The organism is Kribbella antibiotica (assembly GCF_004349055.1).
GTDB lineage: Bacteria > Actinomycetota > Actinomycetes > Propionibacteriales > Kribbellaceae > Kribbella > Kribbella antibiotica.
This window is the reverse complement of record NZ_SMKX01000061.1, coordinates 25,806-45,832: the sequence shown is the minus strand read 5'-3', so window position 1 is coordinate 45,832 and position 20,027 is coordinate 25,806. Positions and strand designations below refer to the sequence as shown.

Genomic DNA, 20,027 nt, shown 5'->3' with positions numbered 1-20,027 from the left:
GGGCGAGTGGGCGGGTGGCTGGGTGGAGCCGGCGCATGACTCGACTCGCCTGGGGTCGTTGGGGAGGAGTGAGGGTGCCGAAGCGGCACAATGGGGGAGAGCGGATGGAGCGGTGGTTTGGCGTTGATCAGGACGGTGCCTGCGGATGCGGTCGCCATCGTGCGGGCATATCCGCCGATGGTGGTGTGCTTCGCGGCTGCGCTGACCGGGACCGCGCTGGTCTTCGACGTCTTCTACCTGGTGGCGAGCCCAGGGCTGACGCTGGCGCTTGTCTATACAGTGCCGGTTCTGGCTGGGCTGATCGCCGGACTGGTGGCCGCAGCTGATGACGTCGGTCTCGAGCGGCGCGTACTACTAAGAACAGTCGGTATGGCGGTAGCCGTCGGCATCGCGAACGCGGTCATCGTGGCGATGCTCTCGGCGATGACCCGCACCAGCCCGTCGGACTGGGGCGCCGGCTTCCGGGCGGTCTTGTTCGCGGGCTGCACGATCTTCGCGGTCGCCTTCGTGATCGCCGCCTGGAGCCGCCTGATCGACGCGCTCGGGATCGAGCTGCAGACCAAGCTCCCCCGCCGCGCAGTCCGGCCCCCCGTGGCTGCGGTCGCCGTGGCATCCGCGCCCAGAGTAAGTAAGGAGTCGGCCGCCCGGGCTGAAGCGCCCCGAGCACCGACCCCGCCACCGCCTCCGCCAGCGGAGGAACGGACCATCCCGCTCTTCGTCCCGCCGACACCCAAGGTGGTCGACCTGGATGAGGCCAGGCCCGTCACCCCGACCGCCCCGACCGGCGGGGGCCACGCAGACCGCCTGGCACCCCGCTCACGCCGTACGGCGCCTCGTCGTATTAATAGGCCTGGCAAGCGACCCGGCTACTAGCAGGTCTGGTCGCCAGCGGGCAGGTTGCCGCTGAACAGATAGGACACGACCTTCTGGTTGGCGCACGCGTTGTCGTACTCACCGAAGATCCCGTGCTTGCGTGCACCGGCGACGGTCAGCACACGCGCACCACGAATGCCCTGCTGCAGGACGGCGGCGTTCTCGTGGAGTGTCCGCGGGTCGTACTCACCCGCGACGATCAGCGCGCGCTCGGAGTTCGCGAGCTTGGTCGGGGCCTCCTGCGGCTGCACCGGCCAGAACGCACACGGCGAGATGCCACGAGTCAGCGTGCCGAAGTGCGGCTCGCTGGCGCGGTGCGCCTGGATGTCGCGCCAGTACACCTTCGGGTCGCTCGGTGCCGTGCGGTCGCCACAGGCGATCGCGGTCTGGGCACTGATCGGCTGCGACATCGCGGGGGCCAAGACCGCGTCGAGGAAGCCACCGAGATTCTCGTCGGGCTCGACCGGACCGTCGACGGCCTTCCGCAGGAGCTGGATGATGGCTGCGGCATCGGCCCGGCCCGCATCCCGATCGTCGTTGAGTGACGCCCAGAACAGGATGGGCAGCAGCCCTTCGCCGACCTTGTGGGTCCCGATCTGCAGATCCTTGGTCGCGACATGCCGATAGATCAGGTCGACCGACGCCATCACCTGACGCGTGGTCGAGCCCAGCCCGTACGTCGAGTTGTGCGCGGCCGTCCAGGTCGCCCACGCTCGGAGGTTGTCCTCGTTCTGCGGACCCACATGCCGAATGAGCCGCGGTCCGTACGTCGTCGGGTTCACAGGACCGTCCAGGACGACCCGATCGGTCCGCCCCGGGAACATCTGCAGGTACACCGCGCCGAGGTAGGTCCCATAGGAGTAGCCGAGGTAGGAGATCTTCTGCTCGCCAAGAGCGATCCGTACCTGGTCCATGTCCCGTGCGGTGTTCCGCGTGTTGATGTACTGCAGCACCGAACCGGCCTCCGCCGTGCAGCGCTTGGCGACATCGGCCTGGATCTCCACACTGCGAGCGAACGACGCACGCGTCGTACCGGCTGCCCATGGCCAGGCGGCGAACGGCAGCTTGCAGTCGATCGGCGTACTGCGGCCGACGAATCGCGGGTCGAGTCCGATCTGGTCGTACCGCTCGCCGACCGTCTTCAAGATCGGCCGCTCCAGCGCCGCGCTCAGGCTGGGCCCACCCGGGCCGCCGTTGTTGAGCACGAGCGTGCCGATGCGATTGCCGGTCGCCTTGAGCCGCGACATCGCCAAGGTGATTTTCGGCCCGTTCGGCCGGGTGTAGTCGAGCGGGACCTGCAGCTCCCCACACTGCGCGCCCGCGTCGTCGAGTGCCTTGCCCTCTTCGTCGGCGGCGTTCAGCGCGCACTGATGCCACGAAATCGCGGCCGGTGCGGCGACTGCCGTCGTACTGGTCGACGCACCCAGGAGCGCCAGGGCCAGCAGTAGTTTCATCGTCCCCTCCTTCAAGTCACTGCCGACGCTAGAGCTGAGCTCATACATCGGCAGTGGCCCAAGGACCCCGATCGAGGTAGTGCTTGCGCTACCCGGAGATTGCCCCTAAGTGCCAGGGGCCGGTGCCGGGAGCGTGCTGGTAGAGCCAAGTGCTCTGCAGCAGTACGACGAGTTTGCCGGCCGAGTCGGTGGAGAGGGCTGGGTCGACCGCAGCCGGTGCGGCCTGGTTGCTGGCGGCATCGCGGATGATCGTCGCGTGCCACGGGTCGGAGCCGGGCATGTCCTGCCAGCCGTGCAGGATGCGGTTGTCGGTGGTCCGCACGAAGTACGTGAGCTTGCCGCTGTTGTCTAGGCTGACCACCGGGTCGCCGGCGAGCTGCACAGTCTCGACGCCGTCGGTGTCGGTGGTCGCCGGTACGACGGTCGACTGCCACGTGTCCGCACCAGGAGTCGACTGCCAGCCGTGCTGCAACTTGCCGTCAGTACCGCGAGCGAAGTAGACGAGCTTGCCGGACACATCGAGCCCGACCGACGGGTTGCCGACGATGCCTGTCGCCGCGAGCGTGCTGACGACCCACGGGCCGGTGCCCGGCGCGGCCTGCCGTCCGTACAAGAGCTTGCCGTCAGAGGTGCGCGCCAGGAACGCGACCCGGCCGAGCACATCCTGCGAAACCATCGGATCACCATCGAGCTGAACGGCCTGGCCGGCGCTGTCGCGAATGATGGTTGCGTGCCAGGTCGCGCTGCCGGGCTGGTCCTGCCAGCCGTGGAACAGCCGGCCGTCGCTGGTCCGGACGAAGTACGTCAACTTGCCGCGGGCATCGATCACCGCGGTGGGGCGGCCGACCGGCTGGACGGTCTCGATGCTCTCCAGATCGGTCGTCGGCTCGATCGTTGCCGACAGCCACGGTCCCGAACCCGGGCTGTTCTCCCAACCGACCCGCAGCTTGTTGTTCGGCGTCCGCGCGAAGTAGTAAGCCCGCCCGATCGAGTCGGCGGCTGTCGCAACAGCCACCCCCGGTACGACGCCGCCCGGCGGATCGATCGTCCCGACCTGCCAGCTGGTCGACGCCGGACCGGTCTGCTCGGACAGCTGGACCGCTCCATCCGCCGTCGCCTCGAACCGCATCAGCCGCCCGGTCACGTCCTGACCGATCGACGACACCGGGCTCGGGGTCGCCCCGACCACCTTGTTGTACCGGTACGGCGTGAAGGTCTTCAGGTAGCTGTTCGACCACGGCCGCTCCTCCGCGATCCGGCCGGTCTGGTACTCCTCGCGAATGATCGGCTTCGTCCGCGCCGTGTCCTCCCACCGGATGAACATGCCGGTGTGGTTCACCCCGCCCGATCGCCGCAACAACGCGTCGCCCGGCTGGAGGTCGTCGTACGTGATCTGATGCATCACTGACGGCAGCGTCGCCGTACTGAGTGAGCTGCTCAGGTGCCAGGCCATCGACAGGTAGCCCGAGCAGTCGCGGCGGTAGCTGCCGAACTCGTTCACATGGGGAGTGCTGTTGTCCTGGCTGTACGGAACCTTGTCGCGGATCCACGACGCCGTGCGCAGCAGCATCTCCTGCCGCGAAACGGGACCGTTCGCAACGCTTTCGGTCTGAAAGATCTGGAGGTCCCGGGCCTGGGCGGTGCTGGGAGCGACCAGGGTTGCCCCGAGCAGCAGCACGGCGGTCGTGAGGAGGCGGATTCTCATGCCTCGATCGTCACCCGCCGACCGCACGGCGAGAACCTGTTCGAACAGCCTCGAACCGTCACTAGACCAATGCGACACTGTGCGGTGTGTGGGACCTGGTGATCGTCGGCGCTGGACCGGCCGGAGCTGCCGCCGCCCTGGGCGCGCTCGCGGTCGACCCCAAGCTGTCTGTACTACTGCTCGACCGCCACGACTTCCCCCGCGACAAGACCTGCGGCGACGGGATCGCCCCGCACGTCTTCGACCTGCTCGCCGCGGTCGGTGTCACCGGGCTGGTCGACGACTGGACCCCGGTACGACGCTTCGTTCTGACCAACGGAGCCGTCGGGGTCGAGCGCGATATGGCCCGGCCGAACTGGGTTGTCCCGCGCGAAGTCTTCGACCAACGCCTGGTGCTGGCCGCTCAACAGGCGGGTGCGCAGCTCGAGCGCCGACGCGTCCGAGGGCTGGAAGAGTTGGACGGCAGGTTCATCATTGGTGCCGATGGCGCTCACTCCGTCGTCCGCCGCGAGCTCGGTGCTCCCTCGGGCCCGGTTGCCTTCGCGATGCGCGGCTACGCGCCCACCCCGCCGGCGCGATCCGCCAGCCAGGTGATCGCGTACGGCGCCGGCCGGCAACCGTCGTACGCGTGGTCCTTCGATCGTGGTGACGGCTGGTCCAACGTCGGGTACGGCGAACGCCTCGCGGACGGACGTCCGCATCCGACCCGCGCCGACCTGCTCGCCCACCTCGACGCACTCCTTCCCGGTGCAACAGCCGGTGGCGGCGAATGGCAGGGCCACCACCTCCCACTGACCAGTTGGTCCTGGCGACCGCCCAAGGGACCGGTGCTGCTCGCCGGTGACGCGGCCGGTCTGATCAACCCGATGACCGGTGAAGGCATCTACTACGCGATCGCCACCGGCCTGCTCGCCGGTCGCGCAGTCGCGGAATCCCTCCGTAGCAACGAATCTGACGCCAGTCGCCGCTACAACCGCAGCGTGCGGAAACTCCTCGGCCGGCACATCCGCCATACGGCGCTGACGGCGTACCTGACCAACTCGCCGCACGTCCTCACTCGCGGAATCCGCGCGGCCGCGGCCGATCAAGCGGTCTTCGACGACCTCGTCGAGCTCGGCCTGGCCGAGGGCGCGATCACTCCGCGGCTACTGCGAGGTCTGCTCGTTGCGAAGGCGTCAGCCGAGTAGCTGTCGCCAGCTCGAGCGCGGCCTTCACCCGGTCAACCGGCCACTCCAGTACGGCGGCCACCCGGTCAGGGCCGATGACCCGACCTGCCTCCCGATAAGCGGCGAGAACTGTCAGCGCGTCGTCGATGACCTCGAAACCGGGACCGCCGTTCATATCGTCGGCGAGCTGCTGGAAGAAGTCCGCCATCTGCGCGAGCCGTCGCCCGGCCGGACTGTCCCCGAACAACTCAGCACCTTCGGCCGCCGTGTCAGCCCAGCTCAGGTTGGTCCGCGAACTCACCTGCCACGCCTTCTGCCACACGTCCTCGGCCATCACATAGTGCTGGAGGCGCCGCCGCGGATCGGGCTCGCGATGCAGCATCCCCACCTGCTCCAAGTAGCCGATCGCCTTCGAGATCGACGCCGGACTGACCTGCAGCGAATGCACGAGTTGGGCCGCGGTCAGACTGGGACTGTCGGCGGTATAGAGCCGGGCCAGCACCCGCGCGGCCATCCGCGGGAGCCCGCCGTCGACCATGATCGCGGCGAACTTCTCGGCGTACTGATCGCTGTCGTTCGGCTGGCGCTCCACCGCAGGCCGTCCGCGCCGGGCGCGCGAGGAGGTGGCGTAGTGCGCATGGTCGGCGCGGTAGCCGCGACTCCCGCCGTTGCGCGCGACCTCGCGGCTGATGGTCGAGGTCGGGCGATCAAGCCTGCGGGCGATCTCGGCGTACCCGAAGCCGTCGGTGAGACCGGCCGCGATCGCGCGCCGCTCCTGCTGGGTCAATCGGCCACCGGGCATGGATTCATCCTCAAGTCATTGCAATATCAGTGCGTTCGCTTTCAGATCATTGCACAGATTCACCTAATTGAGCTTTCCATGGGACTGAAAGCTACGTAGCTTCGCAGCCATGGTGCTGACAGTTGATGGGCTGCGGATGCAGTACGGCGAAGTCGAAGTGCTGCACGAGGTGTCGTTCGACGCCCGGGCGGGGGAGGTGCTCACGCTGCTCGGACCGAATGGTGCCGGGAAGAGCACGACGATCGAGATCCTCGAAGGTTTCCGGCTTCGCTCGGCCGGCCAGGTCGAGGTGCTCGGCCTCGATCCCGCGGATGCCGATGAGACCTGGCGCGCGCGAGTCGGGATCGTGCTGCAGTCATGGCGAGACCACGGCAACTGGCGAGTCGGTGAGCTGCTGGGACATCTCGGCAGCTACTACACGCCGTACAAGCAGCCGTGGCCGACCGGCGAACTGCTTGCGGCGGTCGGGCTGACCGAGAGTGCGGGCAAGAAGGTCCGGATGCTGTCGGGTGGCCAGCGGCGGCGGCTCGACGTGGCGATCGGGATCGTCGGGCGGCCTGAACTGCTCTTCCTCGACGAGCCGACGACCGGGTTCGATCCGGAGGCACGGCGTGAGTTCCACGAGCTGGTCGGCCGGCTCGCGAGGGAGTACGGGACGACGATCCTGCTCACCACCCACGACCTCGATGAGGCCAGCCGGCTCGCCGACCGGATCCTGATCCTCACCGCGGGCCGGATCGTCGCCGCCGGCACGCCGGCTCAGCTGACCGCCGCGATCGCCGGTGAAGACGAGGTCCGCTGGAGCGTGGACGGCCAGAGCTTCCGCAAGAAGACAACAGACTCGACCGAGTTCGTCCGCGGCCTTTTCAGCCAGTACGGCGCAGAGCTCCGCGAACTGGAAGTCCGCCGAGCCTCGCTCGAGGACACCTACCTCGCGCTGGTGGCATCGTGAGAATCATCAGAGTCGGTTGGCAGCGCGGACTGATCGAGCTGCGGCAGTCGTTCACCAACGGGCCTGAGCTGGTCAGTCATTTCCTCTGGCCGCTGCTCACGCTGGTTGCGCTGTTCTTCCTGCGGAACCGCGACTTCGGCTCGGCTGTGCTGCCGAGCATCCTCGGGATGAATGCGGCGATGGGCATGGTCAGCATGAGTCAGCAGCTGACGGCGGATCGGGAGGACGGCACCTTGCTGCGGGCGAAGGCGACCCCGAACGGCATGGTCGGTTACCTGGTCGGAAAGGTCGTTTCGGTGTCCGGATCGCTGCTCGCGGATCTCGTCATCGTCCTGATCCCGGGGCTGATCATCGTCGGCGGAGTCACCATCGATGCGGCCGGCTGGCTGACGCTGATCTGGGTGCTGCTGCTCGGGCTGGTCGCGACGCTGCCGATCGGCGCCGTCCTCGGCTCGGTCTTCACCAGTGCCCGGGCGCAGGGGCTGATCCAGCTGCCGATGCTCGGCTTCATCGCGATCTCAGGCATCTTCTACCCGCTCACCGCGCTGCCCGCCTGGCTGGAGTGGATCGGCCAGCTCACTCCGATCTACTGGATGGGTCTCGGCATGCGCTCGGCGCTACTGCCGGATGAAGCCGCCGCTGTCGAGGTCGGTCAGTCGTGGCGGCACCTCGAGACCGCCGGGGTCCTCGGGCTCTGGGCGGTGGCCGGTCTGCTGCTGGCCCCGGTGGTCCTGCGCCGGATGGCCCGCCGTGAGTCAGGCTCAGTGGTGGCTGACCGGCGGGACAAATCGCTGCGCCGTGCCGTCAGGTGAACCGGTTAGCCCTCTGGATCGTTAGTAGCCCCAGAGGATCGTTAGGAATGAGTGAAGATTGCCTGCCCGGACGCTCCTGGACTTCAGTCGGCGCGGCTAGGCGCGTTAGATTTGATCAAATCTGACGAGCGTCCAGGGAGCGTGAGCGTGCATGCAGGGTCGGAACACAGCGACTCGGTCGGGCTTGCCTGCCCTCCTGCCGAGCCGGCTGCTGTCACCCACCCTCCCCTGGGGAGGGACGTGCTGAGCAAAGCGCTCGGCGTGGTGGGGGTGTTCCTGCTGCTGACCGGGCTGTTCCTCGCCGTCCGTCCGCTGCAGGTGGATCACGTCAGTTGCGGGTCGGTGTACTCCCCGAACAAGGGCATCACGCCGATGCAGTGCGACAACCGGCTCGACCAGCGGATGAACCTGGTCGGTGGGCTGGCCGGTGGCGGGCTCCTGATCGCGCTGGCCGGTTTCGGTATGGCGGCCGTCCGCGAGCGCCGTACCCGCATCGACTCCTGATGGACGCAGGGGCCTCGGTGGCCCTCTAGTCTGTCCGGTATGAAGAAGGCCTCCGTGGTGACGATGGCTGATGTCGCCCGGTCCGCGGGGGTCTCCACGATGACGGTCTCGAATGTGGTCAACGGCCGGCCGCGGGTCGGCGCGGCAACCCGCGAGCGGGTGCTCGCCGCGATCACCGCGCTCGGCTATCAGGTCAACCTGGCCGCGCGGCATCTGCGCGCCGGCCGGACCGGCGTGGTCGGGCTCGCGGTGCCTGAGCTCGAACGCCCGTACTTCGCCCAGTTGGCCGGTCGCCTGGCGGATCTGTTCGAGGCGCACGGGCTGCGGATTGTGATGGAGCGGACCGGTGCGAGCCGCGAGGGCGAGCTCAATGCGGTCGCGTTCTCCCGGCTGCGCATGTACGACGGCCTGATCCTCAGCGTGGTTGATATCGACCCCGGCGAGTTGTCCCGGCTGAACACCGACGCGCCGGTGGTGATGATCGGCGAGCGGGCCCTGCCGTCCCGCTTCGATCACGTGATGATGGACAACGTCGGCGGCGCCCGGGAGGCCACCGCACATCTGCTGGCCAGCGGTGCCCGCCGGATCGCGATGATCGGTGGCGAGCTCGACGGCCCAGCGAACATGCAGGGGCTTAGGGCAACGGGTTACGCAACCGCGCATCGCGAGGCCGGCGTACCGGTCGATCCGGCACTGAATGTCCAGTGCAGTTTCCGGTTGCAGGACGGGTACGACGCTATCCGGTCGTTGCTCGATCGCAGTATCTCCTTCGATGCGGTGTTCGCACTGACCGATGTGGTGGCGATGGGGGCATTGCGGGCGCTGGCCGATGCGGAGCTGCGGGTCCCGGCCGACGTCCAGGTGATCGGCTTCGACGACCTGGACGAGGCGGCCTATCTGGTGCCGTCCTTGTCATCGATCAACCCTGGGCACGACGAGATGGCCGCGGCCATCACTGCCCGCCTGCTCGCCCACCTCGGTGGTGACGAGCCGGTCGGCCCGCAGGAGCTGATCGTGCCGGCGCGGCTCGTGCTGCGCGGCACCACCCGCTGAAATCTGTCCCTGGCACTGGACTAGTCGTTCGCCGAGGGTTTACCTTGCTCGAAACTGTTAGGAAACCTTCCTAACAGTTTCCGCATGCCCCGGAGGTTTCATGAGTAAGCGATTGCGCCGGCTGGCGATGTTGGGAGCCTTCGTCCTGGTCGCCGGAGCGGGTGTCTGGGTGGCGCTGCCCGGGGAGGCCGCAGACTCCCTGTTGTCGCGGGGGAAATCCGCCCTCGCGTCCAGCATCGAAGCGAAGACAACGACGGCAGACAGGGTCATTGACGGCAATCCGGCCACCCGCTGGGCCAGCAAGGAAGGTGTCGACCCGCAGTGGATCCGGGTGGATCTCGGTGGGGAATCCACGGTGCACCGGGTCAAACTGACCTGGGAGCCCGGCTACGCGAAGGAGTACCGGCTCGAGGTCTCCAGCGACGGCACCACCTTCACCACGCTGAAGACCTTTACCAATCAGGATGGCGGCACCGACGACATCACCGGCCTCGAGGCTCACGGCCGGTACGTTCGGGTGGTGGGCACCAAGCGCGCCACTGAATACGGCTACTCGCTCTTCGAGTTCGAGGTGTACGGAACCTCGGATGCGGTCGGTGACACCAAGAAGCCGTCGGTTCCGCGCGGACTGTCCAGCTCTGCTGTCACGGCCACCTCGGCCGAGCTCAGCTGGACCGCGTCGACCGACAAGGTCGGCGTCTTCGGGTACGACATCCTCCGCGACGGCGTCCACATCGCATCGACCACGACTCCGTCGTACACCGATGCCGGTCTGACCTCGGAGAAGTCGTACGGGTATCGCATCCGGGCCCGCGATCTCGCGGACAACGTCTCGGGCGAAAGTTCGGCGCTCACGGTCAAGACGATCGCCGGTGGAGCCGGGATGTTCGTGCTCGCCGCGGCCGGTGACATCGCCCAGCAGTGTCTTGAGTCGGAGCCGGCCTGTATCCACCCGAAGACCGCCAAGGTTGTCGAATTCATCAAGCCTGACAACGTTCTCACGATGGGTGACAGTCAGTACGACGACGCCCACCTGTCCGACTACAACAGCTATTACGCGAAGACCTGGGGCAAGTTCAAGGACATCACCAAGCCGGTGCCGGGGAACCATGACACCTACGCCGAGCCGGCGTACAACGGCTATGACACGTACTTCGGGCCCGCGATCGCGAAGCCCGACGGCAAGCGGTACTACAGCTGGGAGAAGGGGAACTGGCACTTCATCGCGCTGGATTCGACCGACTACATGCCGGACGACAGCAAGCCCGGTGCCGCGCCGCGCAACGACCAGCTCAGCTGGCTCAAGGCCGACCTGGCCAAGAACACCAAGGGCTGTGTCGCGGCGTACTTCCATCACCCGCGGTGGAGCTCGGGCGACCACGGTGACAACGAAGACAGTGAGCAGTTCTGGCGGATCCTGACCGGTGCCAAGGTCGATCTGGTGCTGAACGGTCACGATCATCACTACGAGCGGTTCAATCCGATGAACGGTGCCGGTGACCCGGACCCGAACGGAACGGTCGAGATTCTCGGCGGGATGGGTGGCGCAGTCCCGTACGACTTGTCGCCCGGTCACCCGGCGACGGCCAAGCTGCTCAGCACCTATGGCGTGGTCAAGCTGACGATGACCGACAACGACTTCACCTCGCAGCTGATCGGTCTGAACAACACGGTCGAGGACAGCAGTCCGACGTACACCTGCCGGCCCAAGCGCTGAAAAAAGACTGCAGTTGGCTCTGGACTAGTCGTTCACTCGGGGTTTACCTTGCTCGGAACTGTTAGGTAACCTTCCTAACAGTTTTTCTCCGAACGCCCCCGGAGGTTGTCATGAGCAAGCGACTGCGCCGGCTGTCGACGCTGTTACCCGTCGTACTGGTCGCCGCACTGGGTGGTACCGCCGCTATCGCCGGTACCACTGCAGATTCCCTGTTGTCCCAGGGAAAAGCCGTCCTGGCGTCCAGCCTCGAGGACAGCACAACGACGGCAGGCAAGGCCGTTGACGGTAACGCGACCACGCGCTGGGCGAGCGTGGAGGGCGTCGATCCGCAGTGGATCCGGGTGGATCTCGGCCAGGCGGCCGAGATCCACCGGGTCAAACTGAGCTGGGAAGCGGCCTACGCCAAGGATTACCGGCTCGAGATCTCCGACGACGGCACCACCTTTAATACTGTAAAGACTCTTACTAATCAGAACGGCGCCACCGACGACATCACCGGCCTCACCGGTCATGGCCGCTACCTCCGGCTGGTCGGCACCAAGCGCGCAACCACCTATGGCTACTCGCTCTTCGAGCTCGAGGTGTACGGCGTCGGCGACTCGACCGGCGATACCCAGGCACCGAGCGTCCCGACCGGGCTGACGGCCGGCGCGGTTACGGCCACTTCCGCCGCGCTCACCTGGACCGCCTCGACCGACAATGCCGGCGTCGCCTCGTACGACGTGCTGCGCAACGGCGCCGTCGTCGCCAGCTCGACCACGACGTCGTACACCGACACGGGTCTGACGGCCACCACGTCGTACAGCTACAGCGTGGTGGCCCGGGATCTCGCCGGCAACGTATCCGGCGCGAGTCCGGCGATCACGGTGCAGACGGGCACCGGCGGTACCGGTGGATTCGTGCTTGCTGCGGCCGGTGACATCGCCGAGCAGTGCACCGCGTCGACGTCGACCTGCATCCACCCGAAGACGGCCAAGCTGGTCCAGCAGATCAACCCGGCCAACGTGATCACCATGGGTGACAGCCAGTACGACGACGCGCACCTGTCCGACTACACCAGCTACTACGCGAAGACCTGGGGTGCCTTCAAGAGCATCACCAAGCCGGTCCCGGGCAACCACGACACCTACGACTCGCCGCAGTACAACGGCTACGACAAGTACTTCGGAACCGCGATCGCAAAGCCGAACGGCAAGCGGTACTACAGCTGGGAAAAGGGCAACTGGCACTTCATCGCGCTGGATTCGTCCGACTACATGACGCACGACACCCTGGCCACGCCGCGCGACGACCAGCTCGCCTGGCTCCGCGCCGACCTGGCCGCCAACACCTTGGGCTGCGTCGCGGCGTACTTCCACCATCCGCGCTGGAGCTCCGGCGACCACGGTGACAACGACGACAGCGAACAGTTCTGGCGCACGCTCACCGGCGCCAAGGTCGACCTGGTGCTGAACGGTCACGACCACCACTACGAGCGGTTCGTGCCGATGAACGGTGCCGGCAACGCCGACCCGAACGGGACGGTGGAGATTCTCGGCGGGATGGGTGGCGCCCACCCGTACGACCTGAAGCCCGCGCACCCGACGACGGCCAAGCTGCTCAGCACCTACGGCGTGATCAAGCTGACGATGACGGACAACTCCTTCACCTCGCAGCTGATCGGCCTCAACAACAACGTTGAGGACAGCAGCCCGACCTACACCTGCAAGGCGAAGGGCTGAGCTCATGTATCTCGCCGGAACCCGGGCCGCGGACCAAGCTGAGGCCCGGGCGACTCCAGCCGGCACCGTCATCAGGCGGGTGCCCGGCACGGTCGTCGCCCTGGGTGTTGTCAGCCTGGTCACTGACATCTCGTCCGAGATGGTCACCGCAATCCTTCCGCTCTACCTGGTCTTCGGGCTCGGTCTGAACCCGTTGCAGTTCGGACTGCTCGACGGCCTGTACGCCGGTGCCACCGCCGTACTGCGGCTGGTCGGCGGGCATGTCGCCGACCGCTGGCAGCGGCTCAAAGCCGTTGCAGGCATCGGGTACGGCGTTTCGGCCGTCGCCAAACTGGGGTTTCTGGCGGCCGGTTCGTCGGTGCCCGCGATCGGCGCCGTACTGGCGATCGATCGGGCTGGGAAAGGCGTCCGGACCGCCCCGCGGGACGCCTTGATCTCCTTGAGCAGCCCACCGGAAACCATGGGCCGCTCGTTCGGGGTCCATCGGGCCATGGACACGGTCGGGGCCTTCCTCGGCCCGCTGGCCGCGACCGCTGTGCTGTGGGCAGCACTGGGTGACTACGACGCCGTCTTCGTCACCAGCTTCTCGCTGGCGACCTGCGCCGTCCTGCTCCTGGTGGTTCTCGTCCCGAACCGGACCCGGCTCGCCGCCGAGCCAGTGCCCGGCAAGGCCAAGCCTTCCTACCGCGCCATGCTGGGGTTGTTGCGGGAGGCAAGCTTCCGGCGCTGCTGCATCTGGGCCGCGGCGCTGGGTCTGTTCACCGTCACGGATTCGTTCCTCTACCTGGCGTTGCAACGACGCTGGGACATCGACGGCCGGTTGTTCCCGCTGCTGCCACTCGGTACGACGGGAGTCTTCCTGCTGCTCGCGATTCCGCTCGGCCGCCTCGGTGACCGGGTCGGCCGGTGGAAGATCTTCATCGCCGGGCACCTCGCACTGGTCGTCGCAGTCCTACTGGTCTGCGGCCCGATCGGTAACTGGTGGTTGGCGCTTGCACTGCACGGCGCGTTCTATGCCGCCACCGACGGAGTGCTTCCGGCAGCAGCCGGACCGATGCTTCCGGAAGGTCTTCGAGCGAGCGGTCTCGCTGTTCTGCAGACCGGACAGGCGCTGGCGCGGATGGTCTCGGCAGTCACGGTCGGCCTGTTGTGGACGCTCTGGGACGTTCGGCCGGCTCTGCTCCTGTTCACCGCCGCCCTGCTGATGGTGACTGTCGCCGCAGCTGTGGTCAGACCTTTGGAGGCCACTCGATGAAGCTGAAGATCATCGGACTGATCGCCGGAATCGCCGTACTGCTGGGTGGTGCGGTCGTGTACGTCGCCTCCGCACGGACCGGCGGTGTCACGGTGAACGCCGTACCGGTGAACACCGGGCAGACGCTCGCCCTGGCTCCGGCGAACCTGTTCTTCCGCAACCTTGCCGACGGTCCTGACCACGGCAAGCTCGCGGCGGTTCCGGCAGGCGAGCCGGGCGGCGCGCGCAACGTCGGCGATCTGTCGTGTGACCGGTTCGCCGCAGCACGGGGTACGGCGATCTGTCTGCGACTCAAGCCCGATTCGCTGCCACCGCTGACCGACATGATCGTCCTCGACGCCAACCTGAAGGAGGTCCATCGCGAGACGTTGCCCGGAACACCGAGTCGTGCAAGGGTTTCGCCGAGCGGCCGGATCGTGAACTGGACGCTCTTCGTCACCGGCGACTCCTACGCGGCCACCGGGTTCTCGACCCGGACCGGGCTGTACAACCTGGACACGCAGCGCCTGACCAAGTCGGTCGAGACGCTGCCGATCTTCGTCGACGGTAAGCGGTACTTCGCATCGGACGTGAATTTCTGGGGCATCACGTTCGCTGCCGACGGCAACCGCTTCTACCTGACGATGTCCAGCAAGGGCAAGACGTACCTGATCGAAGCCGACCACAAGTCGTATCACGGTGACGCGATCGCCCGGAACGTCGAATGCCCGTCGCTGTCACCCGACGGCCGCCGCATTGCCTACAAACAGAAAGTTGCCACCGGCAAGTGGCGTCTGGCCGTGCTGGACCTTGCGACCCGCAAGGTCACCAACCCGCCCGACGACCGCCTGCTCGACGATCAGCCGGTGTGGCGCGACAACACCACGTTGCTCTACCCACTCCGGGCTGCCGACGGAAGTACCGATATCTGGTCCGTCGGTCTGACCAAGCCGCCTACCTTGCTCATCCGCCACGCCACCAGCCCGTCCTTGGGCGGCGGCCAGGCGCCGTAAGGCCGGCGGTTCGGTCAGTAGCTCTCCGCCACGTCCCAACGGAGGTTTCATGAAGGTTAGTAAACGCTGGGCAGCGCTGCTGCCCCTGATCCTGGTCGCCGGCGTCGGTGCACGCGCCGCCGTGGCCGGAACAACGGCAGACTCCCTGTTGTCACAGGGAAAACCTGCCCTCGCCTCGTCCGTCGAGGCTGCTGAGTTCGCAGCTGACAAGGCGGTCGACGGCAGCACGTCGACGCGCTGGGCCAGCGCCGAAGGCTCGGACCCCGAATGGATCCGGGTGGATCTCGGCCAGCAGGCCGCGGTACACCGGGTGAAGCTCAACTGGGAAGCTGCCTACGGCAAGAACTACCGGATCGAGGTGTCGAACGACGGCTTCGCATTCACCACCATCAAGACGATGAGCAGTCAGAACGGCGGCACCGACGACATCACCGGTCTGACCGGCCAGGGCCGGTTCGTCCGGCTGGTCGGGACGGCGCGCGGTACGTCGTACGGGTACTCGCTGTTCGAGCTGCAGGTCTACGGTGTCACCGATTCCACCGGCGACACCCAAGCACCGACGGTCCCGACCGGGCTGGCGAGCAGCGCGGTGACGGCCAACTCGGTAGGACTCAGCTGGACCGCGTCGGGCGACAACGTCGGCGTCAGTGGTTACGACATCCTGCGCAACGGCGCTGTGGTGGCCACGTCCACGACCACGTCGTACACCGACACGGGGCTGACACCGGACACGTCGTACAGCTACAGCGTCCAGGCACGGGATCTGGCCGGCAACGTGTCCGCGGCAAGTACAGCGATCACGGTGAAGACAAGTGCCGGGAGCGGCACGGGTGCCTTCGTGCTCGCCGCCGCCGGTGACATCGCCCAGCAGTGCACAGCGTCCAGCTCGTCCTGCATCCACCCGAAGACGGCGAAGATCGTCGACTTCATCAAGCCGGCCAACATCCTCACGATGGGCGACAACCAGTACGACGACGCCCACTTGTCGGACTTCCAGAACTACTACGACAAGTCGTGGGGCAAGTTCAAGAGCATCACCAAGCCGACCGCCGGCAACCACGAGTCGTACGACGACACGCCGTTCAAGGGCTACGAGACGTACTTCGGTGCCGCGATCGCCAAGCCGAACGGCAAGCGGTACTACAGCTGGGACAAGGGCAACTGGCACTTCGTTGCCCTCGACTCGAACGACTTCGTCAGCGGCGGTTCGCCGTCGGCCCAGATGACGTGGCTGAAGGCCGACCTGGCCGCCACGAACAAGGGCTGTATCGCGACCTATTACCACCACCCCCGCTGGAGTACGGGTGAGCGGGGCAGCATCGGCGACCCCGCGCTGTGGAAGGTGATGACCGACAACAAGGTGGATCTGGTCCTGAACGGGCACGACCACCACTACGAGCGGTTCCATCCGCTGAACAGCAGCGGTGCCAAGGACCCGGGCGGAACGGTCGAGATCATCGGCGGGATGGCCGGCGCCAGCCCGTACGACCTCGGGCCGGCCGAATCCAAGACGGCCAAGCGGCTGAGCACGTACGGCGTGCTGAAGCTGAACATGACCGACACCTCGTTCACCTCGACGCTGCTGGGCCTCAACAACGAGGTTCTCGACAGCAGCCCGACCTACACCTGCCACGCGAAGCCCTGATCTTCGCGTAACCGCCGTCCTACTCGCCGGGCCTGGGGCTGCTCGGTGAGTAGGACGGTTGGGTGCACGCTGACTTCTTCCTCCCCGCCCCCTCCGGAGGTTGACATGAGCAAGAGAATGCATCGCTGGGCAGCATTGCTGCCGCTCGTTCTGGTCGCCGCTATCGGTGGCTCCGCCGCCATGGCCGGGCCGACCGCCGACGTACTGCTGTCGCAGGGAAGACCGGCTTTCGCTTCGACCGTCGAGTCCGCCGAGTTCGCCGCCGACCTGGCGGTCGACGGCAGTACGACGACGCGCTGGGCCAGTGTGGAAGGTGCCGATCCGCAGTGGATCCAGGTGGATCTCGGCCAGCCGGCCGATGTTCATCGGGTGAAGCTGACCTGGGAAGCCGCCTACGGCAAGAACTACCGCATCGAGATCTCTGATGACGGCACCACGTTCACCACGATCAAGTCATTGACCAACCAGGATGGCGCGACCGACGACATCACCGGGCTGAACGGCCACGGCCGGTACCTGCGGCTGGTCGGGACGACGCGCGGGACGGCGTACGGGTACTCGCTCTTCGAGCTTGAGGCCTACGGCGTGACGGACTCCACCGGTGACGTCCAGCCGCCGACGGTTCCGACTGGACTGACGAGCACTGGGGTCACAGCGAGCTCGGTTGCGCTGAGCTGGACTGCATCGACCGACAACGTCGGGGTCAGCGGGTACGACGTTCTGCGGAACGGGGCCGTAGTCGCGGCGGCCACGTCCACGTCGTACACGGACACCGGTCTGACGGCCAACACGTCGTACAGCTACAGCGTGCGAGCCAAGGACTTCGCCGGCAACACGTCGGCCGCCAGTACGGCGATCACGGCGAAGACGAGTGTCGGTGGTGGCGGTGACTTCGTGCTCGCCGCGGCCGGTGACATCGCCCGGCAGTGCACAGCGTCCAGTTCGTCCTGCATCCATCCGAAGACGGCGAAGATCGTCGATTTCATCAAGCCGGCGAACGTCCTCACGATGGGCGACGGCCAGTACGACGACGCCCACTTGTCCGACTACCAGAACTACTACGACAAGACGTGGGGCAAGTTCAAGAGCATCACCAAGCCCACCGCGGGCAACCACGACTCGTACGCCTCCCCGGCGTTCAGTGGTTACGAGAAGTACTACGGGACGATCGCGAAGCCCAACGGCAAGCGCTACTACAGCTGGGACAAGGGCAACTGGCACTTCATTGCCCTGGACACCAATGACTTCGCCACCCACGAGCTGGCCGAGCCGGCGCAGCTGACGTGGCTGAAGGCGGATCTGGCCGCCAACACCAAGGGCTGTGTCGTGGCCTACTATCACCACCCGCGCTGGAGCACGGGTAAGCGTGGCGACAACCCTGACGGCATCGCGCTGTGGAACCTGATGGTCCAGAAGAAGGTCGATCTCGTCTTGACCGGGCACGACCACCACTATGAGCGGTTCTTCCCGCTGAACGCCAACGGCGCCAAGGACCCGAACGGCCCGGTCCAGATCATCGGCGGTATGAGCGGCGCCGAGCCGTACGCCCTCGGCCCGGCAAAATCCATCACGGCCAAGCGCCTCAGCACTTACGGCGTCCTGAAGCTGAACATGACCGACAACTCCTGGACCTCGACGCTGCTGGGCCTGAACAACGAGGTTCTCGACAGCAGCCCGACCACCACCTGCAAAGCCAAGGGCTGACAATGAAGAGAATGAGACAGTTCGCAGCAGTGCTGCCACTGGTCCTGGTCGCCGGCATCGGTGGCACCGCCGCCATCGCCGGGCCGACCGCCGATGTTCTGTTGTCCCAAGGCAAAGGCGTCCTCGCCTCGAGCGTCGAGGACAACACCACCACCGAGGACAAAGCAGTCGACGGCAGTACGACGACCCGCTGGGCCAGTGTGGAAGGCGTCGACCCGCAATGGATACAGGTGGATCTCGGCCAGCCGGCCGATGTCCATCGGGTCAAGGTGACGTGGGAGGCCGCCTATGCCAAGGACTACCGGCTTGAGATTTCCGACGACGGCGCCACGTTCACCACGGTCAAGACTCTGACCAATCAGAACGGCGCCACCGACGACATCACGGGGCTCACCGGTCACGGCCGCTACGTCCGCCTGGTCGGCACCAAGCGCGCCACCGCCTACGGCTACTCCCTGTTCGAACTCGAGGTGTACGGTGCCACGGACTCGACCGGTGACACGCAGGCACCGACGGTTCCGACCGGTTTGACGAGCACCGCGGTGACGTCGAGTTCGATCGCGCTCAGCTGGAACGCCTCGACCGACAACGTCGGTCTCGCCGGGTACGACGTACTGCGCAATGGTGTCGCGGTGGCGATCGCGCCGACGACGTCGTACACGGATGCCGGTCTGACGGCGGACACGTCGTACAGCTACAGCGTCCGGGCCCGGGATCTGGCGGACAACGTTTCTGCTGCGAGTCCGCCGATCACGGCGCAGACGGGTGCGGCCGGAGCCGGTCAGTTCGTGATCGCTGCGGCCGGCGACATCGCGAAGGCGTGTTCGGCGTCGAGTACGTCGTGTATCCACCCGAAGTCGGCGAAGGTGGTCGACTACATCAAGCCGGTCAACATCGTCACGATGGGCGACAACCAGTACAGCTCCGGCACCTTGTCCGAGTACCAGAACTACTACGACAAGACCTGGGGCAAGTTCAAGAGCATCACCAAGCCGGCGCCGGGCAACCACGAGTCGTACGACTCGCCTGCGTTCAGCGGGTACGAGAAGTACTACGGGACGGCGGCGAAGCCGCAGGGCAAGCGGTACTACAGCTGGGACAAGGGGAACTGGCATTTCGTTGCCCTTGATTCGAACGACTTCGTCGGCGGTTCCGACTCGGCCCAGATGGCCTGGCTGAAGGCGGATCTGGCGGCCACGAACAAGGGTTGTATCGCGACCTACTCCCACCACCCGCGCTGGAACACCGGGGCCCGTGGCCACGACGACTCCCTCGGCCCGTTGTGGAAAGTGATGACCGACAACAAGGTCGACCTGGTGCTGGTCGGGCACGAGCACCACTACGAGCGGTTCTTCCCGCTCAACAACAGCGGTCAGCAGGACCCGAACGGAACCGTCGAGATCATCGGCGGAATGGCCGGGGCCAGCCAGCGCGACCTCGGCCCGGCGAAGCCGATCACGGCGAAGCGGCTGAACTCGTACGGCGTCCTGAAGCTGACCATGACCGACAACTCGTTCAACTCGCAGCTGATCGGCCTGAACAACGAGGTCCTCGACAGCAGCCCGACCTACACCTGCCGCGCCAAGCCCTAACCCCTAATCGCCGTCCTACTCGCCGGGGCCTGGGGGCGTCCGGCGAGTAGGACGGTCAGGTGATGATGGGGAACCGTAAC

General features: G+C 66.5%; 16 protein-coding genes. 13 read left to right on the top strand and 3 right to left on the bottom strand.

All coding sequences use genetic code 11. From position 1 onward, the window contains the following. Positions 1–117 precede the first annotated feature (117 nt). A complete protein-coding gene (locus E1263_RS21295; protein ID WP_238161364.1) occupies positions 118–873 on the top strand; it encodes a hypothetical protein in 756 nt (251 codons plus the stop codon). On the opposite strand, the gene E1263_RS21290 is transcribed toward E1263_RS21295, so the two are convergent. Next, on the bottom strand, positions 870–2,327 hold the full coding sequence (locus E1263_RS21290) for an alpha/beta fold hydrolase (protein WP_132170036.1): 1,458 nt from the start codon (positions 2,325–2,327) through the stop codon (positions 870–872). The two genes, E1263_RS21295 and E1263_RS21290, sit on opposite strands and share 4 nt — an antisense overlap. Positions 2,328–2,415: 88 nt before the next feature. Beyond that, positions 2,416–4,032: a DUF8189 domain-containing protein gene (locus E1263_RS21285; RefSeq protein WP_132170034.1), complete on the bottom strand. Its 1,617-nt coding sequence runs from the start codon at positions 4,030–4,032 to the stop codon at positions 2,416–2,418. 86 nt (positions 4,033–4,118) lie between these two features. Here E1263_RS21285 and E1263_RS21280 point away from each other — a divergent pair, with 86 nt between their 5' ends. Beyond that, positions 4,119–5,219, top strand: coding sequence for an NAD(P)/FAD-dependent oxidoreductase (locus E1263_RS21280; protein WP_238161363.1), 1,101 nt, complete (start codon positions 4,119–4,121; stop codon positions 5,217–5,219). On the opposite strand, the gene E1263_RS21275 is transcribed toward E1263_RS21280, so the two are convergent. Then, positions 5,167–6,000 (bottom strand): GbsR/MarR family transcriptional regulator, encoded by an 834-nt coding sequence (locus tag E1263_RS21275; RefSeq protein WP_132170030.1) that lies wholly within the window; start codon positions 5,998–6,000, stop codon positions 5,167–5,169. The two genes, E1263_RS21280 and E1263_RS21275, sit on opposite strands and share 53 nt — an antisense overlap. 109 nt (positions 6,001–6,109) lie before the next feature. Between E1263_RS21275 and E1263_RS21270 the strand changes: the two genes are divergently transcribed. From E1263_RS21270 to E1263_RS21220, 11 genes are all read left to right on the top strand, one after another. After that, positions 6,110–6,952, top strand: coding sequence for an ABC transporter ATP-binding protein (locus E1263_RS21270; RefSeq protein WP_132170028.1), 843 nt, complete (start codon positions 6,110–6,112; stop codon positions 6,950–6,952). Further along, the gene (locus tag E1263_RS21265) at positions 6,949–7,764 is read left to right on the top strand and encodes an ABC transporter permease (protein ID WP_132170026.1); all 816 of its coding nucleotides are present in this window, start codon (positions 6,949–6,951) and stop codon (positions 7,762–7,764) included. Before E1263_RS21270 ends, E1263_RS21265 begins: the two co-directional genes overlap by 4 nt. Before the next feature lie 240 nt (positions 7,765–8,004). Beyond that, positions 8,005–8,268 (top strand): hypothetical protein, encoded by a 264-nt coding sequence (locus E1263_RS21260; protein WP_132170024.1) that lies wholly within the window; start codon positions 8,005–8,007, stop codon positions 8,266–8,268. Positions 8,269–8,307: 39 nt separating this feature from the next. Further along, on the top strand, positions 8,308–9,321 hold the full coding sequence (locus E1263_RS21255; RefSeq protein WP_202868982.1) for a LacI family DNA-binding transcriptional regulator: 1,014 nt from the start codon (positions 8,308–8,310) through the stop codon (positions 9,319–9,321). Positions 9,322–9,421: 100 nt separating this feature from the next. After that, the gene (locus E1263_RS21250) at positions 9,422–11,038 is read left to right on the top strand and encodes a discoidin domain-containing protein (protein ID WP_202868981.1); all 1,617 of its coding nucleotides are present in this window, start codon (positions 9,422–9,424) and stop codon (positions 11,036–11,038) included. A 110-nt stretch (positions 11,039–11,148) separates the two neighbouring features. Beyond that, positions 11,149–12,759 (top strand): discoidin domain-containing protein, encoded by a 1,611-nt coding sequence (locus tag E1263_RS21245; protein ID WP_132170022.1) that lies wholly within the window; start codon positions 11,149–11,151, stop codon positions 12,757–12,759. Positions 12,760–12,763: 4 nt separating this feature from the next. Then, positions 12,764–14,014 carry an MFS transporter gene (locus E1263_RS21240; RefSeq protein ID WP_132170020.1) on the top strand — a complete coding sequence of 417 codons (1,251 nt, stop codon included), beginning with the start codon at positions 12,764–12,766 and terminating at the stop codon, positions 14,012–14,014. Beyond that, a complete protein-coding gene (locus tag E1263_RS21235; RefSeq protein WP_132170018.1) occupies positions 14,011–15,006 on the top strand; it encodes a TolB family protein in 996 nt (331 codons plus the stop codon). The genes E1263_RS21240 and E1263_RS21235 overlap by 4 nt, the downstream gene beginning before the upstream one ends. A gap of 49 nt (positions 15,007–15,055) precedes the next feature. After that, positions 15,056–16,651, top strand: a complete 1,596-nt coding sequence (locus E1263_RS21230; RefSeq protein ID WP_132170016.1) for a discoidin domain-containing protein — start codon at positions 15,056–15,058, stop codon at positions 16,649–16,651. 105 nt (positions 16,652–16,756) lie between these two features. Further along, the gene (locus tag E1263_RS21225) at positions 16,757–18,355 is read left to right on the top strand and encodes a discoidin domain-containing protein (protein ID WP_132170014.1); all 1,599 of its coding nucleotides are present in this window, start codon (positions 16,757–16,759) and stop codon (positions 18,353–18,355) included. 11 nt (positions 18,356–18,366) lie between these two features. Further along, the gene (locus tag E1263_RS21220; protein WP_238161362.1) at positions 18,367–19,947 is read left to right on the top strand and encodes a discoidin domain-containing protein; all 1,581 of its coding nucleotides are present in this window, start codon (positions 18,367–18,369) and stop codon (positions 19,945–19,947) included. Positions 19,948–20,027: the final 80 nt, after the last annotated feature.